19 protein-coding genes are annotated in these 22,794 nt (G+C 71.5%); 13 read left to right on the forward strand and 6 right to left on the reverse strand.

The features are described 5' to 3' along the window. Positions 1–19: 19 nt before the first annotated feature. The 3 genes from DFR69_RS25485 to DFR69_RS25495 all read right to left on the reverse strand — a co-directional run bounded on the left by DFR69_RS25485 (position 20) and on the right by DFR69_RS25495 (position 2,501). Positions 20–751: a PaaX family transcriptional regulator C-terminal domain-containing protein gene (locus DFR69_RS25485; protein WP_110040172.1), complete on the reverse strand. Its 732-nt coding sequence runs from the start codon at positions 749–751 to the stop codon at positions 20–22. Positions 752–883: 132 nt separating this feature from the next. Next, a complete protein-coding gene (locus DFR69_RS25490) occupies positions 884–1,819 on the reverse strand; it encodes a hypothetical protein (RefSeq protein WP_146229422.1) in 936 nt (311 codons plus the stop codon). A 73-nt stretch (positions 1,820–1,892) separates the two neighbouring features. Continuing rightward, complete coding sequence (locus tag DFR69_RS25495; RefSeq protein ID WP_167456405.1) at positions 1,893–2,501, reverse strand: TetR/AcrR family transcriptional regulator; 609 nt, start codon at positions 2,499–2,501, stop codon at positions 1,893–1,895. 141 nt (positions 2,502–2,642) lie between these two features. On the opposite strand from DFR69_RS25495, the gene DFR69_RS25500 reads away from it, so the two are divergent. The 3 genes from DFR69_RS25500 to DFR69_RS25510 all read left to right on the forward strand — a co-directional run bounded on the left by DFR69_RS25500 (position 2,643) and on the right by DFR69_RS25510 (position 5,671). Continuing rightward, positions 2,643–4,274 carry an acyl-CoA dehydrogenase family protein gene (locus tag DFR69_RS25500; protein WP_110040175.1) on the forward strand — a complete coding sequence of 544 codons (1,632 nt, stop codon included), beginning with the start codon at positions 2,643–2,645 and terminating at the stop codon, positions 4,272–4,274. Between the two features lie 46 nt (positions 4,275–4,320). After that, entirely contained in the window at positions 4,321–5,334 is a 1,014-nt protein-coding gene (locus DFR69_RS25505) for a crotonase/enoyl-CoA hydratase family protein (protein ID WP_110040176.1), read from the forward strand. Positions 5,335–5,482: 148 nt separating this feature from the next. Next, positions 5,483–5,671 carry a DUF1918 domain-containing protein gene (locus tag DFR69_RS25510; protein ID WP_110040177.1) on the forward strand — a complete coding sequence of 63 codons (189 nt, stop codon included), beginning with the start codon at positions 5,483–5,485 and terminating at the stop codon, positions 5,669–5,671. 34 nt (positions 5,672–5,705) lie between these two features. On the opposite strand, the gene DFR69_RS25515 is transcribed toward DFR69_RS25510, so the two are convergent. Next, the gene (locus DFR69_RS25515) at positions 5,706–6,911 is read right to left on the reverse strand and encodes a sensor domain-containing diguanylate cyclase (protein ID WP_146229424.1); all 1,206 of its coding nucleotides are present in this window, start codon (positions 6,909–6,911) and stop codon (positions 5,706–5,708) included. 231 nt (positions 6,912–7,142) lie between these two features. Between DFR69_RS25515 and DFR69_RS25520 the strand changes: the two genes are divergently transcribed. The 10 genes from DFR69_RS25520 (at position 7,143) to DFR69_RS25565 (ending at position 21,296) form a co-directional block, all read left to right on the forward strand. After that, the gene (locus DFR69_RS25520; RefSeq protein WP_110040179.1) at positions 7,143–8,084 is read left to right on the forward strand and encodes a methionyl-tRNA formyltransferase; all 942 of its coding nucleotides are present in this window, start codon (positions 7,143–7,145) and stop codon (positions 8,082–8,084) included. A gap of 63 nt (positions 8,085–8,147) precedes the next feature. Continuing rightward, positions 8,148–14,063, forward strand: a complete 5,916-nt coding sequence (locus tag DFR69_RS25525; protein ID WP_110040180.1) for a non-ribosomal peptide synthetase — start codon at positions 8,148–8,150, stop codon at positions 14,061–14,063. Positions 14,064–14,196: 133 nt separating this feature from the next. After that, positions 14,197–14,844: a fasciclin domain-containing protein gene (locus DFR69_RS25530; RefSeq protein ID WP_110040181.1), complete on the forward strand. Its 648-nt coding sequence runs from the start codon at positions 14,197–14,199 to the stop codon at positions 14,842–14,844. A 122-nt stretch (positions 14,845–14,966) separates the two neighbouring features. Further along, the gene (sigK, locus tag DFR69_RS25535; protein ID WP_110040182.1) at positions 14,967–15,614 is read left to right on the forward strand and encodes an ECF RNA polymerase sigma factor SigK; all 648 of its coding nucleotides are present in this window, start codon (positions 14,967–14,969) and stop codon (positions 15,612–15,614) included. Then, positions 15,611–16,345, forward strand: a complete 735-nt coding sequence (locus tag DFR69_RS25540) for an anti-sigma factor (protein WP_110040183.1) — start codon at positions 15,611–15,613, stop codon at positions 16,343–16,345. The genes sigK and DFR69_RS25540 overlap by 4 nt, the downstream gene beginning before the upstream one ends. Positions 16,346–16,394: 49 nt before the next feature. Further along, a complete protein-coding gene (locus DFR69_RS25545; protein WP_110040184.1) occupies positions 16,395–17,924 on the forward strand; it encodes a molybdopterin-dependent oxidoreductase in 1,530 nt (509 codons plus the stop codon). Positions 17,925–17,961: 37 nt separating this feature from the next. Next, positions 17,962–18,585, forward strand: coding sequence for a DUF6968 family protein (locus DFR69_RS25550; protein WP_110040185.1), 624 nt, complete (start codon positions 17,962–17,964; stop codon positions 18,583–18,585). A 44-nt stretch (positions 18,586–18,629) separates the two neighbouring features. Then, on the forward strand, positions 18,630–19,622 hold the full coding sequence (locus DFR69_RS25555; protein ID WP_373867121.1) for an alpha/beta hydrolase: 993 nt from the start codon (positions 18,630–18,632) through the stop codon (positions 19,620–19,622). 120 nt (positions 19,623–19,742) lie between these two features. After that, positions 19,743–20,702, forward strand: coding sequence for an ABC transporter substrate-binding protein (locus tag DFR69_RS25560; RefSeq protein WP_244198457.1), 960 nt, complete (start codon positions 19,743–19,745; stop codon positions 20,700–20,702). A gap of 90 nt (positions 20,703–20,792) precedes the next feature. Then, the gene (locus DFR69_RS25565) at positions 20,793–21,296 is read left to right on the forward strand and encodes a DUF732 domain-containing protein (RefSeq protein ID WP_167456406.1); all 504 of its coding nucleotides are present in this window, start codon (positions 20,793–20,795) and stop codon (positions 21,294–21,296) included. A 19-nt stretch (positions 21,297–21,315) separates the two neighbouring features. Here the strand turns inward: DFR69_RS25565 and DFR69_RS25570 are convergent, their stop codons facing one another. Both DFR69_RS25570 and DFR69_RS25575 read right to left on the reverse strand, forming a co-directional pair. Then, entirely contained in the window at positions 21,316–21,897 is a 582-nt protein-coding gene (locus DFR69_RS25570; RefSeq protein ID WP_110040187.1) for an NADPH-dependent FMN reductase, read from the reverse strand. Beyond that, entirely contained in the window at positions 21,894–22,790 is an 897-nt protein-coding gene (locus DFR69_RS25575) for an alpha/beta fold hydrolase (protein ID WP_110040188.1), read from the reverse strand. Before DFR69_RS25575 ends, DFR69_RS25570 begins: the two co-directional genes overlap by 4 nt. Positions 22,791–22,794 lie beyond the last annotated feature (4 nt).

Consider the following 22,794-nt stretch of genomic DNA (forward strand, 5'->3'; position numbering starts at 1 on the left):
CCGAGCCGTCGCGGTGTCGTCACGGCACGTGAGCCGTGGCGAAGGTGGTGAATTCGGTGCGGAAGGCGCGGTAGGCGTGGCGGAGGTCGGCGCCGGGCCAGGGTTCGGGCAGGAATTCCGGGGGGAGGATCGGGTCGTGCAGGATGTGGCGGACCACCGCTGCCGCGACCTCGAGGCGGTCGCGCATCGTGTCGGCGGTGTCGAGGGCGGCCAGGAGCTTTGTCGCGGTGTCGGCCCAGTCGGCGGGGTGGAACAGGCGGGTGGCGAGTTCGGCTGGGTCGTCGGGGCGGCCGCTCACGTAGGTCAGCCGGTGGGCCGCGGTGATCCGGGCGGCGGTGCCCAGGTTGTCCGGGCGACCCCAGACGCCCTCGCGGAGCTCGCCGAACTTGTTGGCCTGCAATGATTCCCGGAGTAGGGTCCGGTCGGCCGCAGCCTCGGCGCCGGTGGTGACGATCGCCAGGCGCCAGTCGCCGTCGTAGGGGCGCAGCACCGGATCGAGGGCGAGGTCCTGCAGTTTCTGGCGGTTCAGCAGTCGCGGGGTGAGCCGGTAGGTCGCGTCGTCACGTTCGAGGTCGCCGGCCGACACCATGCGGGTCAGGGCCGCGCGCACCGTCGAGTCCTGCAGGCCGAGTTCGGTCGCCAGATGCACGATCGCCGCCGCGGGCGCCTGCGCCGGATGCGCGCCCAGCAGCACGCTCAGGATCGCCGATCGCGCCGTGAGCCTGCGCAGCGGCAGCGAGTTCCGCACCATCGCTCGATGGTAGCCAGTCGGCGAAGCGTATCTGCCAACGATCTCGATCGGCCTGACCATGACGACGCCAGCGGGGTTCTCACGGGTGCACCTGGTGCCCGAGCCGGACCGCGCGGACACGGCCGAGGCGACCTACGACGCCCCCGTGCGCCGGGTCCGTCCACGCAGCCACAGGTAACCGACGAGCACGGCGGCGAGAACGAGGAAGTGGAACACGATGTCGTCGGTCCGTCCACCATTGGCGACGAGGAACAGGCCGAACAGCCACAGGGCCAGCACGGCGCCGAGGCAGCCGTCGAGGCGATGTCGCCCACTCCAACCAGGGCGCGCCACCCAGCGGCGCAGAATCGTGGCGAGGGCCGCGGCGAATAGCAGTGCGGCCAGCGTCCACACCACGAACGGTGCCGGGGTGCCGATGAAGGCGACCAGGTACAGCATCAGCCACGCCAGTCCCGCACCGAAACCGATCCAGCCGACGGTCGCGGGTCCGGGGCATCGCTTCGTCGATGTGGTGGCCCACGGTCGGCGGCACCTGCCCGCCGACCACACCAAGAGGATCGCCGCCGCGACACCGCCGATGATCTGCGCCGCGGACAGGCGGAAATCGGACCGAACGAGCGAGATGAACACGAACACGGCGAACCCGAGGGCGAACACACCCGCGAAGACGTTCAGCATCGACCGCGACAGCCAGGCGGTGTGTCGCTGGGCGGGAAAGATCAGGTGCGTCAACACGATCGGGATGACGATGCTCCACACCGCGTGGTATCCGGTGACCACGACCGCCCACAGCCAGTTCACTTCGAAGGCCCGCCCGTAGACGGTTTCGCCGTCCATGCCTCGCGGATTGAAGATCGTCTGTAGTCCGAGCCCTTCCTCGAGGACGGCGAAGGCGACGGCGAGCAACAACAGCCCCCACCCGTTGAGGCCCCGGCGATGCACTGTTTCGCGGATCAGCAGTGCGCCTGCGCCGTAGAAGCAGAGGATGGCGACGGCTCGCAGCGGTTGGGTGAGATAGCTGAATCGAAAGGCCGCCCCGACGATCTCGCCGATCAGGGGTGACAGCACGAACAACACAGAGACCGCCAGCGCGGTCGTGGAAGAGCGCTGAGAACGCGCGAGCCGGCCTGTGCAGCGGCCACTACGTTGCACCATGATCGGCTCCCTTTACTGTCGTGGCGATGCCGCTGACGAACAGCGACGGCCAATCGCGTTCGAACACCGCGCGATCGGCATCGCCGCGATCGCGGATCTCCCGTGGCAGGTCCGTCATCGCGTTCATCAGTACCGAGGCGACGAGCCGGGCGTCCGTCGGCCGGAACTGGCCGCAGTCCTGTCCTTCGGTGACGAACGAGCGCAATTCCGCCAAGCCCTTGACCCGCTCCGCGTCCTCGGTCACCCCACCCGCCTGGTCGTGGCGGGTGAACTGCGTCAACACCAGCATGGCAGGCAAGTTGTCGAGGCAGTACGTGGCGAACCGCCGCAGCATCCCTTCCAGGGCCGAGACGTAGCTGTCGTCGACCTCGACGGGCTGCATCGCTTCGTCGACTCGCTGCTGGATCGTCGCGCGCATCTGGTTGATCAGACCCTGCCGGGACCCGAAGTGATAGTTGATCAGTCCCGGGCTCACCTGCGCGCGCGCCGCGATCGCGGCGTTCGACGCCTTCGCCAGTCCTACCTCCGCGATCGTCTCGATCGCGGCATCCACGAGTTGCCGCCGCCGTGCCAGCTCGATGAAGCTGGTCTTCACCTTCGCTGATGCCATAATCAGGATTTTAATCGATGAATCAAATTTTCGACGCAGACGCGGGCATTGCAAAATTTCGTCATGCGATTCAAACTTGCAATATCGCGTGAGTGACCCGCGACACGGACTGCCGGAAGGATCAGCATGGCAACCCACGAGGTGACGAATCAGGTACCGCCGCTGGTCGACTACGACCCGGCCGACTATCCGGTGGTGCTCGAAGCGCTGCACCGCGCCGACGCCGGCCACGCCCTCGACGAGTTGCACGAGGTCGGCAGGCTGGCGGGCAGCGCGCGGGCGCAGGAGTGGGGCGACCTCGCCGAGGCGCACCCGCCGGTGCTGAAGACCCATGATCGCTACGGTCATCGCGTCGACGAGGTCGTCTACGACCCCAGCTACCACCAGCTGATGACCAAGGCCATCGGCTTCGGCCTGCACGCCGCGCCGTGGGCCGACGACCGCCCGGCGCCGCACCTGGTCCGGGCCGCCAAGATGAGCGTCTGGGCGCAGGTGGACGCGGGCCACGGTTGCCCGATGTCGATGACCTACGCGGTGGTGCCGGCGCTGCGGGCGAACCCCGAACTCGCCGCGCGCTACGAGCCGCTGCTCACCAGCGCGGTCTACGACCCCGAATTGCGGGTGCCCGCAAGCAAGCTCGGCCTCACGGCGGGCATGTCGATGACCGAGAAGCAAGGCGGCTCCGACGTCCGCGCGAACACCACCACCGCCGTGCCCCAACCCGACGGCTCGTACCGGATCACCGGCCACAAGTGGTTCACCTCGGCGCCGATGTCGGACTTCTTCCTCGTGCTCGCGCAGGCGCCCGGCGGCCTGTCCTGCTTCTTCGTGCCCAGGGTGCTCCCCGACGGCACGCGCAACCCGTTCCGTCTGCAGCGGCTGAAGGACAAGCTGGGCAACCACTCCAATGCCAGCAGCGAGGTCGAGTACGACGACACCGCCGGCTGGCTGGTCGGCGACGAGGGCCGGGGCGTGCCGACCATCGTCGAGATGGTGAACCTCACCCGCCTCGACTGCATTCTCGGCAGCGCCGCGGGCATGCGGGTCGGGGCGACGAACGCGGCCCATCACGCCGCGCACCGCAGTGCCTTCGGCGCGACCCTCATCGACCAGCCGTTGATGCGCAACGTGCTCACCGATCTGGCCGTGGAGGCCGAGGCCGCGACGCTGGCCGGACTGTGGCTGGCCGAGCTCACCGACCGCGCGACGGCCGGGGACGAGCACGCCTCGACCCTGCGCCGGATCTCGCTGGCGGTGACCAAGTACCACGTCTGCAAGCGCGGTCCGATCCACGCCGCGGAGGCACTGGAATGCCTGGGCGGCAACGGGTATGTCGAGGAGTCGCGGATGCCGCGGCTGTACCGGGAAGCGCCGCTGATGTCGGTGTGGGAGGGCTCGGGCAATGTCGCGGCGCTGGACACCCTGCGCGCCATGGCCAAGCAGCCCGAGACCCTCGGCGTCTTCCTGGACGAGGTGAAGTCGACGGCGGGCGCCTCGGCCGAGCTCGACGCCGCGATCGCTCGCCTCGAGCGGGAATTCGGCGACTTCGAGACCATGCAGTACCGGGCTCGCCGCGTCGTCGGGCTGATGGCGCAGGTGCTGCAGGGTGCGCTGCTGGTCCGCTACGGCCACCCGGCCGTCGCCGACGGGTACCTGCGGACCCGGCTCGCGGGCGACCGCGGCGACGTCTTCGGCACGCTTCCACTCGGCATCGACACCGCCGCGATCCTCGAACGATCCACACCGAAGCTCGCCTGAGCCGGACAAGGAACTCACTCCCCGTCTGATCCGAAGGAGCCACATCGTGTCCCACCCCGAGCCCGGCGAACGACCGGCGGCCTGGTACGAGAGCTGGACCGAAGGGCCCGACTCGCCGTGGCGGCACCGCCCCGATCCGGACTTCGAGCGCGAGTACTCCACGCTCACCTACGAACGCGACGGCCGGGTCGCCCGGATCACGTTCGACCGCCCGGACAAGGGCAACGCGATCACCCCGCACACCCCGCGGGATCTGGCGCACGCGGTGGAGCGGGCCGACCTGGATCCGCGCGTGCACGTGATCGTGGTGTCCGGGCGCGGCAAGGGGTTCTGCGGTGGCTACGACCTGGACATGTTCGCCGAGCAGAGCTTCGCGGGCGCGGACGGGCCGGACGAGGTCACCGGGACGGTGCTCGACCCGGTGGTCAACGCGATCAACCACAACCCGCAGGGGGTGTGGGATCCGATGATCGATTACGCCATGATGAGCCGGTTCACCAAGGGCTTCGCCAGCCTGATGCACGCCAACAAGCCGACGGTGGCGAAGCTGCACGGCTTCGCGATCGCCGGTGGCACCGACATCGCGCTGCACGCCGACCAGATCATCTGCGCCGACGACACCAAGATCGGCTATCCGCCCACCCGGGTCTGGGGCATTCCGGCGGCGGGCCTGTGGGCGCACCGGCTCGGTGATCAGCGCGCCAAGCGGCTGCTGTTCACCGGGGACTGCATCAGCGGCAAGCAGGCCGCCGAATGGGGACTCGCGGTGGAGTCGTGCCCCGCCGAGGAACTCGACGAGCGCACCGAGGCGCTGGTGGAGCGCATCGCGCGGATGCCGGTCAACCAGCTGATGATGGCCAAGCTCGCGCTCAACTCCGCGCTCACCACCCAGGGCGTCGCCAACTCGGCCATGATCAGCACCGTCTTCGACGGCATCTCCCGGCACACCAGGGAGGGCTACGCCTTTCAGACCCGTTCTGCCACTGCGGGTTTCCGCGAGGCGGTGCGCGAACGCGACGAGCCCTACGGCGACCACAAGCGCGCCCAGTTCGAGCGGTGACGCAGCCTCGACCGGCTCGTCGGTCGCGCGGGGGGCAGTACAGCCGGCGGAGCATCCGCGCCCAGCGGTTGGTGGCCTGGGCGCGACGGCGGGAGTCAGCGCGAGTTCGCTCTGGTCTCGGCCCGCGTCCGCTCTCTACACTGGATTCATGCAGGCAAACGTAGGCGATCGGCTCGTTTTGCACGGCAGGACCGTCGGTCAGCAGGACCAAGAGGCGGAGATCATCGAGGTGCTCGGTTCGGACAGCGAACCCCTGTTCCGGGTGCGGTTCGAGGACGGGCACGAGACGGTGTTCTCGCCGGGGCCCGACACCGTCGTCCAGCATTCAGCGCGCTAGGCGCCGGCAAACGGTCACTCGGCGGACGGCGGTGTCACCGTCGGGTGCGGAGACCGTTGTTCGGCGCTTTCGCCGCGTAGAGGGCCCGGTCGGACTGATCCAGCAGGCTCGACACCTCGGCACCGGCCGGGTGGACGAGCACCGCGCCGACGCTCATCGTCATGGTCGATTCGGCGCCGCCGAGGGTGAACGGCTCGCGCAGTGCGGCGCGCAGTGAGGCGACGACGGCGTCGAGCCGAGCGGCGTCGGCCGGTGGGCCGACCAGCACGATGAACTCGTCACCGCCGGTGCGCGCGAGCAGGCAGTCGTGTTGCGCGGCGGCTGATTCCAGCCGGGCCGACAGCGCGGTCAGAATGCGGTCGCCTGCACTGTGGCCGTAGGTGTCGTTCACGTGTTTGAAATTGTCGAGGTCCAGCGCGCAGATGCCGGCCCGCGCGTCGGCGTCCGCTTCGGCGATCACGGTCGCGAGGCGATCGAGCAGGAATCGGCGGTTGGGTAGCGCGGTGAGCGGGTCGTGCAGGGCCTGCCATTGCAGTTGCTCGGTCGCGGTGCGGCGTTCGGTGATGTCTTCGGCGAAGGCGAGAAGGTAGCCGCGGTCGGCGTCGGCGGATCGGCACCGCTGAATCGTCCACGCGACGATCGACATCGTCCCGTCGGTGCGCGGGAAACGGCCCTCGACGGTGAACGCGTCGGCGCGGGAGGCCTCGATCCCGGAGCGCACCAGGTTCCGCATCTCCGCGCGCCGCTCCGGGGTCATGAGTTCGTACCCGCTGCCGGCCGTGCGCAGTTCGGACAGGCTCCGGCCGGTGAGGCGTTCGAAGGCGGGATTGGCGTCGAGGATGCGGCCCTGTTCGTCACTGATCGAGACCGCGGTCGGCGCGTGACGGAAGATCATCTCGTAGCGTTCGCTCTCGGCGCGGGCCGCTCGCAGAGCGCCGGCGTAGCCGGTGCCGAAGCCGCCGAGGACGGCGTCGAGGGCGGCGGCGTCGGCGGGGCGCACCCGGTCGAGGAACCGGCGCAGCACCGGGACCGACACGGCGATCACCGCCGGGTCGGTGAATCCGAGCGCCCCCAGTTCGCCGCCGACCCGCGTGGCCGGGGCGGGGTCGGGAACGGTTGTCGCGAGCTCGCCGAGCGCCTGCGTGAGCGTACGGCCGAGCGAGGCGGCGGGCACAGGCAAAGGGCCGAGGCCCGCCAAGGCATGGATCCAGTCCTGAACGCTGTCATCGAGGGGCGTCATCGCGGTCTCCACGTCGGTCCGGGCCCGGGTTGTTCGAAGCGCTACGACCGCTGCCGGCGGGCCGACCAGGCGGTTCCCGACCGCGGCGTGCGCCGTGGTGGATCGGCGACGCCATGGTAGCCGCGAATTCGCTGTTCGCGACGTAAGGCGCCGAGCGACGGACCCACCGCGGTCCGTAGCCCACTCTATGCAATGTAAGGTAAGCCTACGCAAAATACGAGAGGTGAGTTCATGCGCATCGTGTCGTTCGGCTTTCAAACCTGGGGTCGCAAGACTTTGCAGGCGCTCATCGACTCCGAGCACGAGGTGGTCCTCGCGGTCACCCACCCGGCCGCGGATTCCGCCTACAAGGCGATCTGGAACGACTCGGTCGAGGAGCTGGCCCGCGAGCACGGCATCCCGGTGCACCTGACCGAGCGCGCCGACGCGGAGACCATCGCCCTGGTCAAGCAGGCCGAACCCGACGTGATCGTCGTGAACAGCTGGTACACCTGGATGCCCGCCGAGCTCTACGACATGCCGCCGCACGGCACCCTCAACCTGCACGACTCGCTGCTGCCGAAGTTCACCGGTTTCTCGCCGGTGCTGTGGGCGCTGATCAGCGGCGCCGAGGAATTCGGCCTCACCGTGCACCGCATGGACGAGCAGCTCGACACCGGCGACATCCTGGTGCAGAAGCGGCTGCCGATCCCGGCCGGCGCCACCGGCACCGAACTCGTCCTCGCCGGCATGGAACTGATCCCGGGCGCCGTGCACGAGGCGCTCGCCGCGCTGACCGACGGCACCGCGGTCTGGACGCCGCAGAACAAGGCCGAGCGCACCTACTTCCACAAGCGCTCCGATCGGGACAGCCGCATCGACTGGTCCTGGGACGCGGTCGACCTGGAACGGTTCGTGCGCGCGCTGTCGGCGCCCTACCCGCGCGCCTACTCCCACTACCGCGGTGAGCGCGTCGAGGTGCTCGACGCGGTGATCTCCGAGGCGCGCTACGGCGGCACCGCCGGTCGGGTCATCGTGCAGGAAGGCGGCGGCGCGGTGGTCTGCGGCGCGCACGCGCACCGCGGCGGCAATCCCGCGCTGGTCATCACCCGGGTCAGGACGGCCGACGGCGTCGAGCACGACGGCGCCGAATTCTTCGCCCGCGGTGGCTATCTCACCGACGACCCCGCCTGACCCCACGCTCAGTCCGGTGCCCGCGCGCGGGCGCCGGTTCGCGCTCCCAGCTCCAGAGGCACCATGACCCACCCTGATGAGACCAGCCACGCCCGCCGACCGCTCACCGCGGCCCAACGGGAGGTGTGGCTGGCTCAGCAGCTGCTCGGGCCGGTGCCGCTGACCGTCGCGCAGTACGTCGACCTGAGCGGGCCGCTCGACCTCGCGCTGTATCAGCGCGCCGCGCGCGCGGCGGCCCGGGAGCTCGGCGCCTACGTGCGGTTCACCACCGTGGACGGCGAGCCGGGCCAGCAGCTCGATCACGGTCTCGAGGACCGGGTGGTCGTCCGGGACCTCTCCGCCGACCCGGACCCGCACGCCGCCGCGATGGCCTGGATGCGCGCGGACCAGTGCGCGCCGTTCGACCTCGCCGTCGACCCGCCGATCGTGACCACCGTGCTGCGGCTGGGCCCGACCCATCACCTGCTCTACACGCGCGCCCATCACGTGGCGCTCGACGGCTACGGCGCCCTGCGCATGCAGCAGCTGCTGGCACGGCACTACGAGGCCGGGCTGGCCGGGGACGAGCTGCCCGTGGTCGCCACCGACTCGACGGCGGTGCTGGCCGCCGCCGAACGCGACTACCTGGCCTCGCGCCGGTACGAGACCGACCGGCGGTACTGGAGCGAGCGGATCGGCGCACTGCCGGCGCCGGTCAGCCTCGCGGCGCGGCCGGGCGATCCCGATCCGCTCCCGCGCCACGCACGTGCCGAACTCCCCGAATCGCTGGTCGCGCGGCTGGCCGACCGTGGTGGTCTGCCCGGCAACGCCGTGGTCCTGGTGGCGGCCTTCGCCGCGTTCCTCGGCAGGCTCACCGACGCGGACCCGGTGCCGCTCAGTCTGCCGGTCACTGCGAGAACCGTTGCCGCGCTTCGTGAATGCGGCGGCATGACGTCCAATATCGTGCCGCTGTGCTGCTCGGGCGCCACCGTCGGCGCGGCCGTGGCCTCCGCCCGTGCGGCGCTGAGCGGGGCCCTGCGGCATCAGCGTTATCGCGGCGCCGACATGCTTCGCGACAGCGGGCGACAAGCGCGCTCGCTGGGTTTCGGGCCCGCGGTGAACATCATGAACTTCCACCGTGAGCAGGTGCTGGGGGAGGCGCGCGGCACGATCCATCTGCTGTCGACGGGACCGGTCGAAGATCTCGCGCTCAACGTGTATCCCGTCGGCGGGGCAGGGCTGCGGGTCGAGTTCGAGGCGAACCGTCATCGGTACACCGACGCCGAGGTCACCGCGCATCTCGACCGCTTCGTCGGCTTCCTCACCGCCTTCGCCACCGCCGCCGACGACGTGCCGATCGTCGACCTGCCCGTGCTCAGCGACGCCGAACACGAAGCGCTGGTGCCCTGGCGCGGGCCGCGGACGGTGGCACCGGCGACACTGAGCGAACTGATCGCCGCCGCCGTCGCCGAGAACCCGGACGGCATCGCCGTCGCCTACGACGGAAAGCGCTGGACCTACCGGGAATTCGACGCGTGGACCGACCGGATCGCCGAGACGCTGCGGGCCGCGGGCGCGGGCCCGGAGACCCTGGTCGCCATGGTCATGGAGCGCTCGGCCGCCTCGGTCGGCGCCGTGTGGGCCATCACCAAGACCGGGGCCGGGTTCGTGCCGATCGACGCGGGCTATCCCGCCGAGCGCATCGCGCACATCCTCGGTGACTGCGGCGCGAGCGTCGGGGTGACCACCGCCGAGCACCGCGCGAGCGTGCTGGACTCGGTGGCGTGGACGCTGCTGGACCCGGCGGGCCCCGGCCCCGGCGACACGGTGCCGGCTCCGCCCCGCACCCGGCCGACGATCCGCCCCGAGAACCCCGCCTACCTGATCTACACCTCCGGCTCGACCGGCGTTCCCAAGGGCGTGCTGGTGACACACGGCGGCCTGGCCAACCTCGCGGCGGAGCGGCGCGACCGCTACGCGCTGCGGCCCGGCGCGCGCACGCTGCACCACGCCTCGCCCGGTTTCGACATGGCGGTCGGCGAGATCCTGTGCGGCCTCGCGGGAGCGGCCACCCTCGTCGTAGCCCCGCGCTTCGTGATGGCCGGACCCGACCTGGCCGAACTCATCCGCCGGGAACGCCTGACCAACGCCATCATCACCCCAGCCGTTCTGGCCACCCTCGATCCCGAGACGCTGCCCGACCTGCGCGTCCTCGGGGTCGGCGGCGAGGCGATCCGCCCCGACCTGGTCGCCGCATGGTCGCGAACCAGGTTGATGCGCAACGGCTACGGGCCGACCGAGGCCACCGACATCGCCACCATCGCCGAGCTCGAGCCCGAGCGCGCGGTCACCATCGGCGCGCCGCTGCGCGGGTTCCACGCGCTGGTGCTGGACGCCCGGCTGCGGCCGGTGCCGCCCGGGGTCATCGGTGAGCTGTACATCGGTGGGCCCGCGCTCGCCCGCGGCTATCACGGCAAGCACGCGCTCACGGCGGCACGTTTCGTCGCCGACCCGTTCGGCCCGCCCGGTGGCCGGGTATACCGCACCGGTGACCTCGTCACCATCACGCCGGGCGATCGGCCCGAGCTGATCTACCACGGCCGCAGCGATTTCCAGATCAAGGTGCGCGGGCACCGCATCGAGCCGGGGGAGATCGAGACCGCGCTCACGGGCCTGCCCGGGGTCGCCCGCGCGGCCGTCACCGCGCACGAGGACGCGCGCGGCACCCATCTGGTGGCGTACCTGGTGCCCGAGGGGCCGCTCGAGGTGAGCGCCGTGCGCGCGCGGATCGCCGAGAACCTGCCGCCCTATCTGCGGCCGAGCGCCTACATGGTGCTCGATTCGTTGCCGCTGACGCCCAACGGCAAACTCGACAGCCGACGCCTGCCGCCACCGGTGTTCGCCCACAACGGTTCCCGCGCCGCCACGACGGCGGCGGAGCGGACCGTCGCGGGCGCCGTCGCCGAGGTCCTCGGGATCGACGCGCCCGGCGCCGAGGAGGACTTCTTCGAACTGGGCGGCACCTCGCTCACCGCGACCGCGCTCGCGGCCCGGCTCGGCGTCGGTGTCCGCGCGGTCTTCGACGCGCCGACGGTGGCGGCGCTGGCACTCCGGCTCGACGACCCGGCCCGGGCCGAAATGCCCGCGCCGGTACCGGCGCCACGACCCGAGGTCCTCGCGCCCGCCCCCGCGCAGCTGCGGATGTGGCTGCTGAACCAGCTCTACCGCGAGTCCGCGGCCTACCATCTGCCGCTCGTCCTGCGCCTGCGCGGACCGCTGGACGCGGCCGCGCTGGCCGCCGCCGCTCGCGACGTGGTGGACAGGCACGAGGTGCTGCGCACCGTGTATCCCGACAGCAGCACCGGACCGCGGGTGCGCGTGCTGCCCGCCGACGCGCACGCGCCGCTCCTCGCGCGACCGGTCACCGCGACGGAGCTGGGCGCCGAACTCGCGAGCATGATCGCCGCACCGTTCGACGTGACCACCGACCTGCCCATCCGCACGGCGCTGTGGCGGCTGGCCGCCGAGGAGCACGTCCTCGCGCTGGTCGCGCACCACATCGCCGCCGACGGCTGGTCCTACGGACCGCTCGTCGCCGACCTGACCACGGCCTACGCCGCCAGGGCCGCCGGTATGCCGCCCCGCTGGGACCCGCTGTCCCTGCAATACGCGGACTACACCCTGTGGCAGCACCGGCGGCTCGGCGACCGCGGCGACTCGCGGTCGCTGGCCGCGCGCCAGCTCGCCCAGTGGATGCGCGCGCTCGACGGCGGGCCCGAGCGGCCGCCGCTGCCCACCGATCGGGTGCGCGCGCCCGGCGCCGGACGACCCGGCGGCGGGGCCGGCGCGACGGTGGACTTCGCGCTCGGCGCGCGGACCGCGGCGGGACTGGCCGACCTGGCCAGGCAGCACGAGGCGACCCCCTTCATGGTCGGCTACAGCGCCTTCGCCGTCCTGCTCGGCCACCTCGCAGGCGCGACCGATGTCACCGTCGGAACCCCCGTGGCCGGGCGGGGGCATCCCGCGCTCGACCCGCTGGTCGGCATGTTCGTCAACACCCTGCCGCTGCGCCTGACCATGGACCCCGACGCGCGCTTCACCGCCGTGCTGTCGCGGGCGCGCGAGGTGACCCTGGCGGCCCTCGACAACGCCGACGTGCCCTTCGACCACATCGTGGAGGCCGTGAACCCGCCCCGCGACGACACCAGGCATCCGCTGTTCGACGCGGTGTTCTCCTACGAGAACCTCCCCGAGCCGCCACCGCTGCGGCTGGGCCAGGCGTCGGTGGACATGCTCGAAACCCCCACCGGCACCACCCATTTCGACCTCTCGCTGACCTTGCGCGCGCACTCGGGCAGCGACGGGCTGGCGGGCAGCTTCCACTTCGCCACCGACCTGTACGACCCGGCCACGGTCCGGGGCTTCGCGGCGCGGTTCGAGCGTCTCCTCGCCGAGATCCTCACCCGGCCCGACGCCACGATCGCGCAGCTGTGGGACGGCCTCGCCGCCGGACACGGGACGCCGGACCGGACCGCGGGGGAGACTGCGCCCACCGTCGAGGCGTCCGTGGCACCCGCGGAACCGCCCACCGTGCGCGAGCTCGCGGTCGCCCGGGTCTTCGCCGACGTGCTCGAACGCGACTCGATCGGGGTCGACGAGAACTTCTTCACCCTCGGCGGCACCTCCCTGCTGGTGTTCACCCTGCGCGCCGAACTGCGCGCCCAGCTCGGCATCGACGCCGATCCGCGCACGCTGTTCGAATCGCCGACACCCCGCGCGGTGACGGCGGCGGTCTCGGCGGAATCGATCGCGGCGTCCGACGCGCACTGGCTCGCGACCCTGACCGCCGATGCCCGCCTCGATCCCGAGATCGTGCCGCCGGAGCGGTTCGCGCCCGCGCCGCTCGACGCCCGCGAGGTGCTGCTGACCGGCGCGACCGGATTCGTGGGCATCCATCTCTTGCGCGAATTGCTCGACCGCACCGGCGCGCGGATCTGGTGCCTGGTCCGCGCCGAGGACGCCGATGGCGTGCGCAGCAGGCTCCGCGCGACCCTCGAGCGGTACGGGCTCGCCACCGACGGGCTCGCGCGCGTCGTCCCGGTGCCCGCCGATCTGGCCGCGCCGCGGTTCGGTCTCGGCGACGCCGAGTGGGCGGAGCTGGCCGAGCGCGTCGAGGTGATCTACCACAACGGTGCCCGCGTCAACCATCTCGAGTCGTACGCGACGTTGCGCGCCGCCAATATCGCGGGCACCGCGGAGATCCTGCGGCTGGCGGTGGACACCACGGTGAAGACCGTGCACTACGTCTCCACGGTGTCGGCCGCGGTCGCGACCGGGCACACCGGCGTCGTCACCGAGGACAGCCGCATCACCGTGGACCAGGTGCCGCGCAACGGATACCTGGCCACCAAGTGGGTGGCCGAGGAACTCGTGGTGGCGGCGGCCGAACGCGGGCTGCCGGTCACCATCCACCGGCCCGGACTGGTCGCCGGCGCGATCGGCAGCGGCGCCATCAGCACCGACGACGCGTTCTGGACGCTCATCCGCTCGGCGGCGCACCTGGGGGTGGCGCCCGACATCGAGGGCGCCGAGGTCACCTTGGCCCCGGTGGACTATGTCGCGCGCGCCCTGGTGGCGCTGGCCACGCAGCGGCCGGCGCGCGGCGAGGTGCATCACCTCGTCAACAGCGCGCCGACCGGCGTCGGTGACATCCTGAACACCCTGCGCCGCAGGGGGTTCCCGATCGAGACCGTGTCGGTGGAGGTCGCCGCCGACCGGCTGAGCGGCCGGCTCTCCGAGCACGCCGATCTGATGCGCGCGGCCCTGATCGCCGAGAACTATCTGAACGGCGGTGGCGACGCACTGCTCGTCGACGACACCGCCACCCGGGCCGTCCTCGCCGAGCTCGGCGTGCGGTGCCCGCGCATCGACGGGACCGTCCTCGATCGCTACGTGGCAGGGTTCATCGCCGCGGGTCTGCTCCCCGCGCCGATCGGCTGAGGAACGCGAGGTCGCACCGCCCGCCCGAGATTTTTCGGGCGGGCGGGCCATCCGGACCGATGGGCTGGCCGAACTCCGTGGCATCCAAACCAATGCGGCCTCTTCGCCGCTCGACGGAAGTGACGGAACGACCATGCGAACCCTTCGCACCACCCTCGCCGCGACCGCTGTGCTCGGAGCCGTGCTCGGCGCCACGGCCTGTTCCGATGACGACACCACCACCTCGGCGTCGACCTCGGCCATGCCGACGACCTCCGCGATGGGCACCACGACGGCATCCGCGGCCGCCGGCCTCGTCGGTCCCGGTTGCGCCGACTACGCCGCCCAGGTCCCCAGCGGCCCCGGCTCGGTGAACGGAATGGCACAGGACCCGGTGGCCGTCGCCGCGTCCAACAATCCGATGCTCACCACCCTGGTGTCCGCGGTGTCGGGCAAGCTCAACCCCCAGGTCAACCTGGTCGACACGCTCAACGGCGGCCAGTTCACCGTGTTCGCGCCCGTGGACTCCGCGTTCGCGAAGATCGACCCGGCCACGATCGACTCGCTGAAGACCGACTCGGCCACCCTCACCAAGATCCTGACCTACCACGTGGTGCCGGGCCGGATCGAGCCCCCGTCGATCGCGGGCAAGCACAAGACGGTCGAAGGCGCCGAGGTGACGGTGACCGGCTCCGGTGACACGCTCGCCGTCGGCGACGCGAAGGTCGTCTGCGGTGGAGTCCAGACCGCGAACGCCACCGTGTACATGATCGACAGCGTGCTCATGCCGCCTGCCGCATGACCGCTCCGGCGCTCGGGCGAGAGAGGATGATGGCGACAGCGAAGAAAGTTGCCGACGGCGCCCATCCGAACCGTGGCGCTGGCCGAAGTCCCTCTCATGCTGATGCGAGCAGGTACCACACGATGACGAACGGGCAGCGCGCCGTACCGATCCGGCTGCGGTCGGTGAGCGATCCCGCGCCCGCGTGCCCCGCCGTGGCCAAGCCCGACCACGCCGTCCAGGCCCGGCTCATCACCTTGCTGGACGAGGTGGCCGCCGGTGACCGTCGCGCGTTCGCCGAGTTCTACCGGGCGACGAGCCCGCGGGTCTTCGGGCTCGCGTTACGGGTGGTGCGCAACCACGGCGCCGCCGAGGACATCGCGCAGGAAGTCTTCCTGCAGGTGTGGTCGCTGGCGGGGGAGTACGACGCGAGCAAGGCCAGCCCGATCGGCTGGTTGATGATGCTCACCCACCGCCGCGCGGTCGACCGGGTGCGGGCCGAGCAGTCCGCCACCAACCGTGACCTGGTGTTCGGCCACGCCCACCTCGGCCGCGATCACGACATCGTGGCCGAGGAGGTCGGCCAGCGGCTCGACGAGCAGTCCGTGCTGGACTGCCTCGACACCATGACCGAGCTCCAACGCCAAGCGGTGGCGTTGGCCTACTACAGCGGGCGCACCTACGCCGAGGTGTCCGAGACCTTGGCGGTGCCGTTGCCGACGGTGAAGAGCCGGATCAGGGACGGGTTGAAGCGCCTGGAGAACTGCCTGACCGGAGGTGCCGCCCGATGAGCGAGACAGAGCGGCGGACACCGCGACCATGGCTCGACGAAGCCTATCCATACGCGCTCGACGCGCTCGATGACGACCAGCGCCGCGCGGTCGACGAGTGGCTCGACGCCGCGGGCCCCGACACGGCTGCGGAGTTCCGTGCCGCTGTCCGCCGTATCCAGGAGACCACGGCGGCGATGACCGTCACCGACGCCGTGCAGCCCCCGGCCCGGCTCGAGGCCGCGTTGATGCGTGCCCTCGACCAGCTCGACCCGCAGGTACGCCCGCTCACCCGGCGGGACCGAACCGGAGGTCAGTGGCCGTTGCGGTGGCTGCTGGCCGCGGCCGCGTTGATCGTGGCGGTCGGCGCGGGTTCCTGGCTCGCGGTGGTGGTGGACCGGCCCGACGGCGGGTCCGGCGCGATCACCGCGCAGCAGGTGCTCGACGAGCCCGACAGTCGCGAATCGTCGGTCCCGATCGACGGTGGCGGGGCGATGACGGTGTCGCAGTCCGCGGCGCTGGGCGCCGCGGCGGTGTCCTTCCAGGACATGCCGCCGCTGCCCGCCGACCGGGCGTATCAGCTGTGGCGCATCCCGACAGGAAACGCGCCGAAGTCGGTGGCCGTCATGACCGATGAAGCCTCCGTGGTCACCGCCGTCGATCCCGCCGACACCCTCGCGGTGACAGTGGAACCCGCAGGCGGGTCGCCGGGGCCGACCTCACCACCGATCGTCAGCATGACCGTCGGCTGACCCGCCGTCGGCGGGCCGTGCCGGCACTCGAAACCCCAGGAGTGACAGCATGGTTCGCAGACTACGTGCGCTGAGCCGCACCGCGGCCGCGGTGGCCGCGACGGCGGCCGCCGCGGCGATCCTCGGCGTCGGCCACCTCGTCGCGGCGTTCGTCGATCCGAACGCGTCCCCGTTCTTCGTCCTCGGCGCCACGGTCGTCGACCGGACGCCGAAGTGGCTGAAGGACAGCGCCATCCGCTGGTTCGGCACCAACGACAAACTGGCGCTGGCGATCACGATGGCGGTGGTCATGGTGGGGGCGGCGGTGCTGATCGGACTCCTCGCGCGGCGTGCCCCGTGGCTCGCCGCGGGCGTGCTCGGGGCGCTCGGCGTCGCGGTGGCGGGTCTGGCGCTGCTGCGGCCCGGCGCGGGCCCGCTCTTCGCGGTTCCGGCCCTGGTGGGAACCGCGGTGGGAACCGCAGCGTTCTGCCTGCTGGTGACCGCGCCGGCCGCACACCGGCGCGGTGACGGGCCGACGCGCCGCGGCTTCCTGTTCGCGGTCGCCGCGGTGGCAGCCGGTGCCGCGACGGCGGGAGCGGCAGGCAGGTTCATCGGGACCAGACTGCGCGACATCGCCGCCGACCGTGCGGCTTTCGTGCTGCCCCGGGTGGCCGAAACCGCCGCGCCCGTGCTGCCCGAAATGGATCTCGGGCTGCCCGGACTGACCCGCATGGTCACACCGGCGGCGGATTTCTACCGCATCGACACGGCCCTGCAGCTGCCCGCGCTGACCCGGGCGCGGTGGCGGCTGCGCATCCACGGCATGGTGCGGCGCGAGATCGTGCTGGACTTCGACGCGCTGACCGCTCGTCGCGCCGTCGAGTCACTGATCACGTTGACGTGCGTGTCGAACGAGGTCGGCGGTGATCTGGCCGGCACGGCCGTGTGGACCGGTTACCGCCTCGCGGACCTGCTGGCGGAGGCGGAACCCGAGCCGGGCGCCGACATGGTCCTCTCGCGCAGTGTCGACGGATTCACCGCGGGCACACCGCTGGACGCGATTCTCGGCAATCCGGACGCCCTGCTGGCCGTGGGAATGAACGGCGCCCCGCTGCCGGTCGCGCACGGCTATCCGGCCCGGCTGATCGTGCCCGGCCTGTACGGCTATGTCTCGGCCACCAAGTGGGTGGTCGACCTGGAGCTCACCCGTTTCGACCGTGCTCGTGCGTATTGGACCGAACGTGGCTGGGCCGCAAGGGCGCCCATCAAGACCGCGTCGCGGATCGACGTCCCCGCGGCGTTCGCGACGCTCGCGCCTGGCCCGGTGACGGTGGCCGGAGTCGCCTGGGCGCAGGGGCGGGGAATCGCGGCGGTCGAGGTGCGGGTCGACGACGGCCCGTGGCAGCAGGCCACCCTCGCCGCCGCGTACTCCCAGGACACCTGGCGGCAGTGGACGTGGTCCTGGGACGCCTCGCCCGGCACCCACACGCTGCGCGTGCGCGCGATCGACGGCACCGGGACGGTGCAGACCGACACCAGGACGACGCCGTTCCCCGACGGCGCCACGGGCTGGCACAACCGGGTGGTGACAGTGCGCTGACGCGAGGTCGGCGCACACGAACGGAAGGGAGTACCGCATGGGCGAGATCATTGTCGCGAGCACCGTCCGCGACGGCGAGCGTGAGTTCGGTATCGAGATCTCCGAACCGGAACAGGACGCGGCCACCCGGGGCTGGCAGTGCACCTACCGGGTGGACGGCACGCGGACCCGCCGCGTGCGCGGCCCGGACCGCTTGGCCGCCCTGTACGCGGCGCTGGTCGATGTCGACAGTCCCGCAGTCCTTTTCGGCCTCGCGCAACGGGGCGAGGACGGCCGCCGGGAACCGCCGATGGCCCGCCGACCCGATGGCGACTCGGGTGCGCGCGTGCCGAACGCTCGCGAGTTCGGACCGCCGCTGGGCGCCCGCGCTGTCGAGACGGCGCATGGTCCGGTGGTGGTCGTTCTCGGACGCCCCCGCCGCGATCCGAACCGCACCCACACCTGCCTGTGCCCGTTCCGCATCGCCGACCGCACCGAAGCCTTCGGCCACGGCTTCGACGACGTGCGCGCCGTGCTGTCCGCCATCCGCGGCGTGAGCGCGATCCTGGGCATCCGCCCCGACTGGCCGTCCCCACCGGATCGACCGAAACCCGCCGCCGTGCGGCCGCAACCGCTCGGTGTCCGGCCCCCGCTCCCACCGCTCGACGAGAGGATTCCCTGACAGTGCGAACACAGCGACGAACCGGCGGCGCGAGAATACGGTCGCTGACGGTGGTGAGCGCGATAGTCACGGCCTGCGTGGTGATTCCGGCCGCGGCGGCACACGCCGAGCCGGAACCCGCGCGCATCGTGTCGGTCGCCTCGATCGGCGATCGGCGCGAGGACATCGCGGTCTTCTCACCCTCGATGGGCAGGCCGATCACGGTGCAGGTGCTCCGCGCGGCGGACTCCGCCGGCGCGCGGCCGACGTTGTATCTGCTCAACGGGTCGCAGGGCGGACCGAACGGGAGCGGGTGGGACGCGCAGACCGATGTCCACCAGTTCCTGCGCGGCAAGGATGTCAATGTCGTCACCCCCGTCGGCGGCGCGAGTTCGTACTACACCGATTGGCTGCGCGACGACGCGGTGCTCGGTCGCAACAAGTGGCAGACGTTCCTGAACGAAGAACTGCCGCCCGTGGTCGAGGGCTACCTGAACGCGAACGGCGACCGCGCCGTCGCGGGTGTCTCGATGAGCGGCACTTCCGTGCTGAATCTGGCGATCGCCAAGCCCGGTTTCTGGAAGGCGGTGGCCTCCTACAGTGGTTGCGCGCAGACCTCGGATCCCCTCGGCCAGGAGTTCGTGCGGATCACCGTCGAGAACTGGGGCGGGGGACAGAGCATCGAGAACATGTGGGGGCCGCGCGACAGTCCACACTGGCGAGCGAACGACCCGCTGATCAACGCGGAGAAGCTGCGGGGGACCGGCGTCTATCTGAGTACCGGCACCGGACTTCCCGCCGCACCGCACGACACCCCCGCGGACCCGCGCGTGCGGGACGGCAAGATCCCGCTCCCGATCCAGATCGCCTTCGGCGGCCCGATCGAGGCGGCCGTGCGCTACTGCACCCTCAACCTCGCCGGCCGTCTACACGACTTGGACATCCCGGTCACCGTCGACGAGCGTCCGGTCGGCACGCACTCCTGGGGCTACTGGGAGGACGATCTGAAGACCTCGTGGCCGTTCCTGGCCGGATCGATCGGCAGCCAGACGCCCTAAGGGTTGCCTTGCCTTACTCGATGTCCTAGGGTTCGCGGAACGGTAGCCGTATCGAGGAGGGTCGTCATCGCGAACGAAGATCGACAGGGCAGTGCCCTCAGCCGCCGCCGCTTCTTCGCGGTGGCCGGGGCGGTCGGGTTGGGTGCGGCGCTGGCGGCCTGCGCGGGTGGTGCCGACGAGGCGGCCGACGGCGCGGGGAGCTGGGAGTTTCCCGACGGGCGCGGTGGCACCATCCGGGCCGGGCAGACGCCGGCCCGGGTCGTGGCGTTCACCGGGTCCGCGGGCGCGCTGGTCGACTACGGGGTGCGCGAACGCATCACGGGCATCTTCGGCGAGGCGCGGTCGGCGGAGCTGCTGGGCGATCTCGATCCGAACGCGGTGACGGTGATCGGCGACGCCTGGGGCCAGTTCGACATCGAGAAATACGCGACCCTCGAACCCGACCTGCTCGTCACCGATTCCTATGTGCCGGGGCGGCTCTGGTACGTCCCCGACGACAACCTGGCCAAGATCGAGTCGGCGAACCCGAACGTGGTCGCCGTGGAGATCGCCGGTCACCGCCTGCCCGACATCATCGGGCGGTACCGGGCGCTGGCCGAGGCGCTCGGCGGCGACACCGCGTCCCCGGCGGTCGCGGCCGCCGAGCAGCGCTTCGCCGCCGCGTCCCAGGCGGTGCGCGACGCCGCGGCCGCGAACCCCGGCGTGCGCGTGCTCGCGGCCTCCGCCGGTCCCGAGCTGTTCTACGCGTCCGACCCCCGCGCGTCCGCCGATCTGAGCTATTTCACCGAGCTCGGTGTGGATGTCGTCGTCCCCGATCAGGTGGACCCCGGCGGCTATTTCCAATCCCTGAGCTGGGAGATGGCCGACCGTTATCCGGCCGATCTGATCCTGCTCGACGATCGCGACTCCAGCTTGCGGCCGAACGCGCTCGCCGACCGCCCGGTCTGGCGCAATCTCCCCGCGGTGGCCGCCGGTCAGGTCGCCCCGTGGTCGCCGATCTTCCGCTTCTCCCACGCCGCCACCGCGCCGTTGCTCGAACGGCTGGCGGCCTCGATCCGCGACGCGAAGAAGGTGCGCTGACCGCACGGGTATCCGCGAGGCCCGGCTGATAACACGGCCGCGAGGAATGGCGATCTTGTCACGCTGTTCACTTCGCACCCAAGGAGTTCCGTGAGCCAGCCGCAATATCCCCTCGGTCCGTACCCGCCGCACCCGCCGCGCCGGAACAACACGACGCTGTGGGTGTTGCTCGCGGTCTTCGGCGTCCTGTTCCTGGTGTTCGGCAGCTGCACCGCCGCGGTGCTCGTCGCCGCGGACGGCGCCGAGCAGCGCCCGAGCACCGAGGTCGCCCCGCCGAGCGGCAGTCCGGGCGTGCCGTCATCGACGAAGCCTCCGCGCACGAGCGCCCCGCGCCCGACCACCTCGACACCGAACGCGACGGTCGACCGCAAGCTGGCGGAGCAGGTGTACATCGCGACACTGGACGAGCAGGGCATCTACTACTCGTCCCGGCAGGCCGCCCTGGACCTGGCGACCGCGGTCTGCGACGAACGCGCGGCGGGCGTGTCCGAGGTCGAGATGGTCACCGCCCTCGCGGAGAAGGGCTACTCGATCGACGACGCGGCCTACCTGGTCGCCGCCGCGGAGACCCAGTTCTGCCCCGAATACGCCTGACCGGTACCGGGCTCGTCGTTCACGGCACGAAAGGCGTTGCGGCGCGGGCGGTTCGCAGGGCGCAGGCCCACCAGGTGAGCTGGTCGAGGGTGGCTTCGACGGCGTCGTGCAGGTCGGGGTCGCGGCGGGGCCAGGAGCCGTCGACGGTGAAGCGCTGCCAGGCCCGTGAGACGGTGACGGTGCGGCGGATCGGGACGGCGTTGAGCTCGCCGAACACCTGCCGCAGCTGAGCCGCGCCGTGCCCGCCCTCGGCATCGCGGCAGTAGGTGACGACCGAGACCGGCTTGGCGGCCCACTCGCTGTCGAACCAGTCGATGGCGTTCTTCACGGCGGCGGGGAAACTGCGGTTGTACTCGGGCGTCACGACGACGAAGGCGTCGGCGCCCGCGAGCCGGGAACCCAGCGCGCGCACCGGTTCCGGGCGCGGCTCGTCGAGGTCGGGCAGCTGGTCGGGAAGCGCGGCGGTGGCCAGGTCGATCCGGTCGACCGTGAGGTCGGGACGGCGGGCGCAGCGTCCGGCGAACCAGTCGGCGACCAGCGGCCCGAAGCGGCCGGAGCGGGTGGAGCCGAGGATCAGCGCCACCCGCAGCACGTCGCTCATCGCGCGTCCTTCACGGGCGCGTCGAGGAAGGCCGGGATCATCGGCAACAGCAGTTCGGGACGATGCGGCGCGGTGATGTGCGAGGTACCGGGCAGAATCGCCAGCTGCGCGTTCGGCAGGCCTGCGGGCGTGTCACCCATGACGCCGCCGCCGAAGAGACGGAACATCTCCACGGAGTGCTCGGGCCGGACGATGTCGGAGTCGCCGATGATGGTGAGCGTCGGCGCTGTCACGGTGCGCGCGGCCTCCGGCGACACCGAGGGCATCCCGTTCAGGTCGTGGTCCAGAACCCGGGCGACCAGTTGCGGGAAGTCCGCAGGGCGCGGGGCGTTCTTCAGATAGTCCGTGTGGAAGGTCGAACCGTGCAGGTGCTCGGGCTTCAGCTCGCCCATCCCCTCCATCAGCCCGGGATGCATCGCGTCGGCGCCGAGGCCGCCGGAGAGCAGGATCTGCTTGCGGACCAGCTCGGGATGACGCAGCGTGATGTCGAGGGCCACCCCTGCGCCCATGCTGTAGCCGAGGAGGTCGACCTCGCCCAGACCCAGCTGACCGAGCAGGGCGACGGTGTCGTCGGCCATCTGCGGGGTCCGCAGCGGCCGGTCGATGTCGGCGGTGCGCCCGTGCGCCTGCTGCTCGATCGCGATCACCTCGCGGGTCTTCGACAGTTCCGGGATCAGCTCGCCGAAGTCGGTCCCGATCCCGGACAGCGCGCCGTGCAGCAGCACCAGCGGCGGCTGCTCGGTGGCGACGCCGTACCGCTCGTAGTACATGCGCAGACCGTTCACCTCGGCGTACGCGCCGGGCTCCACGGTGTCGACGGTCCGGCCGCCGCAGGCGGACAGCAGTGCGGCGGCGGTGAGGCCGGCGGCGAGGGCGAGTGCGGTGCGCTTCATGGTG

Source organism: Nocardia neocaledoniensis, from assembly GCF_003182135.1.
Lineage (GTDB): Bacteria > Actinomycetota > Actinomycetes > Mycobacteriales > Mycobacteriaceae > Nocardia > Nocardia neocaledoniensis.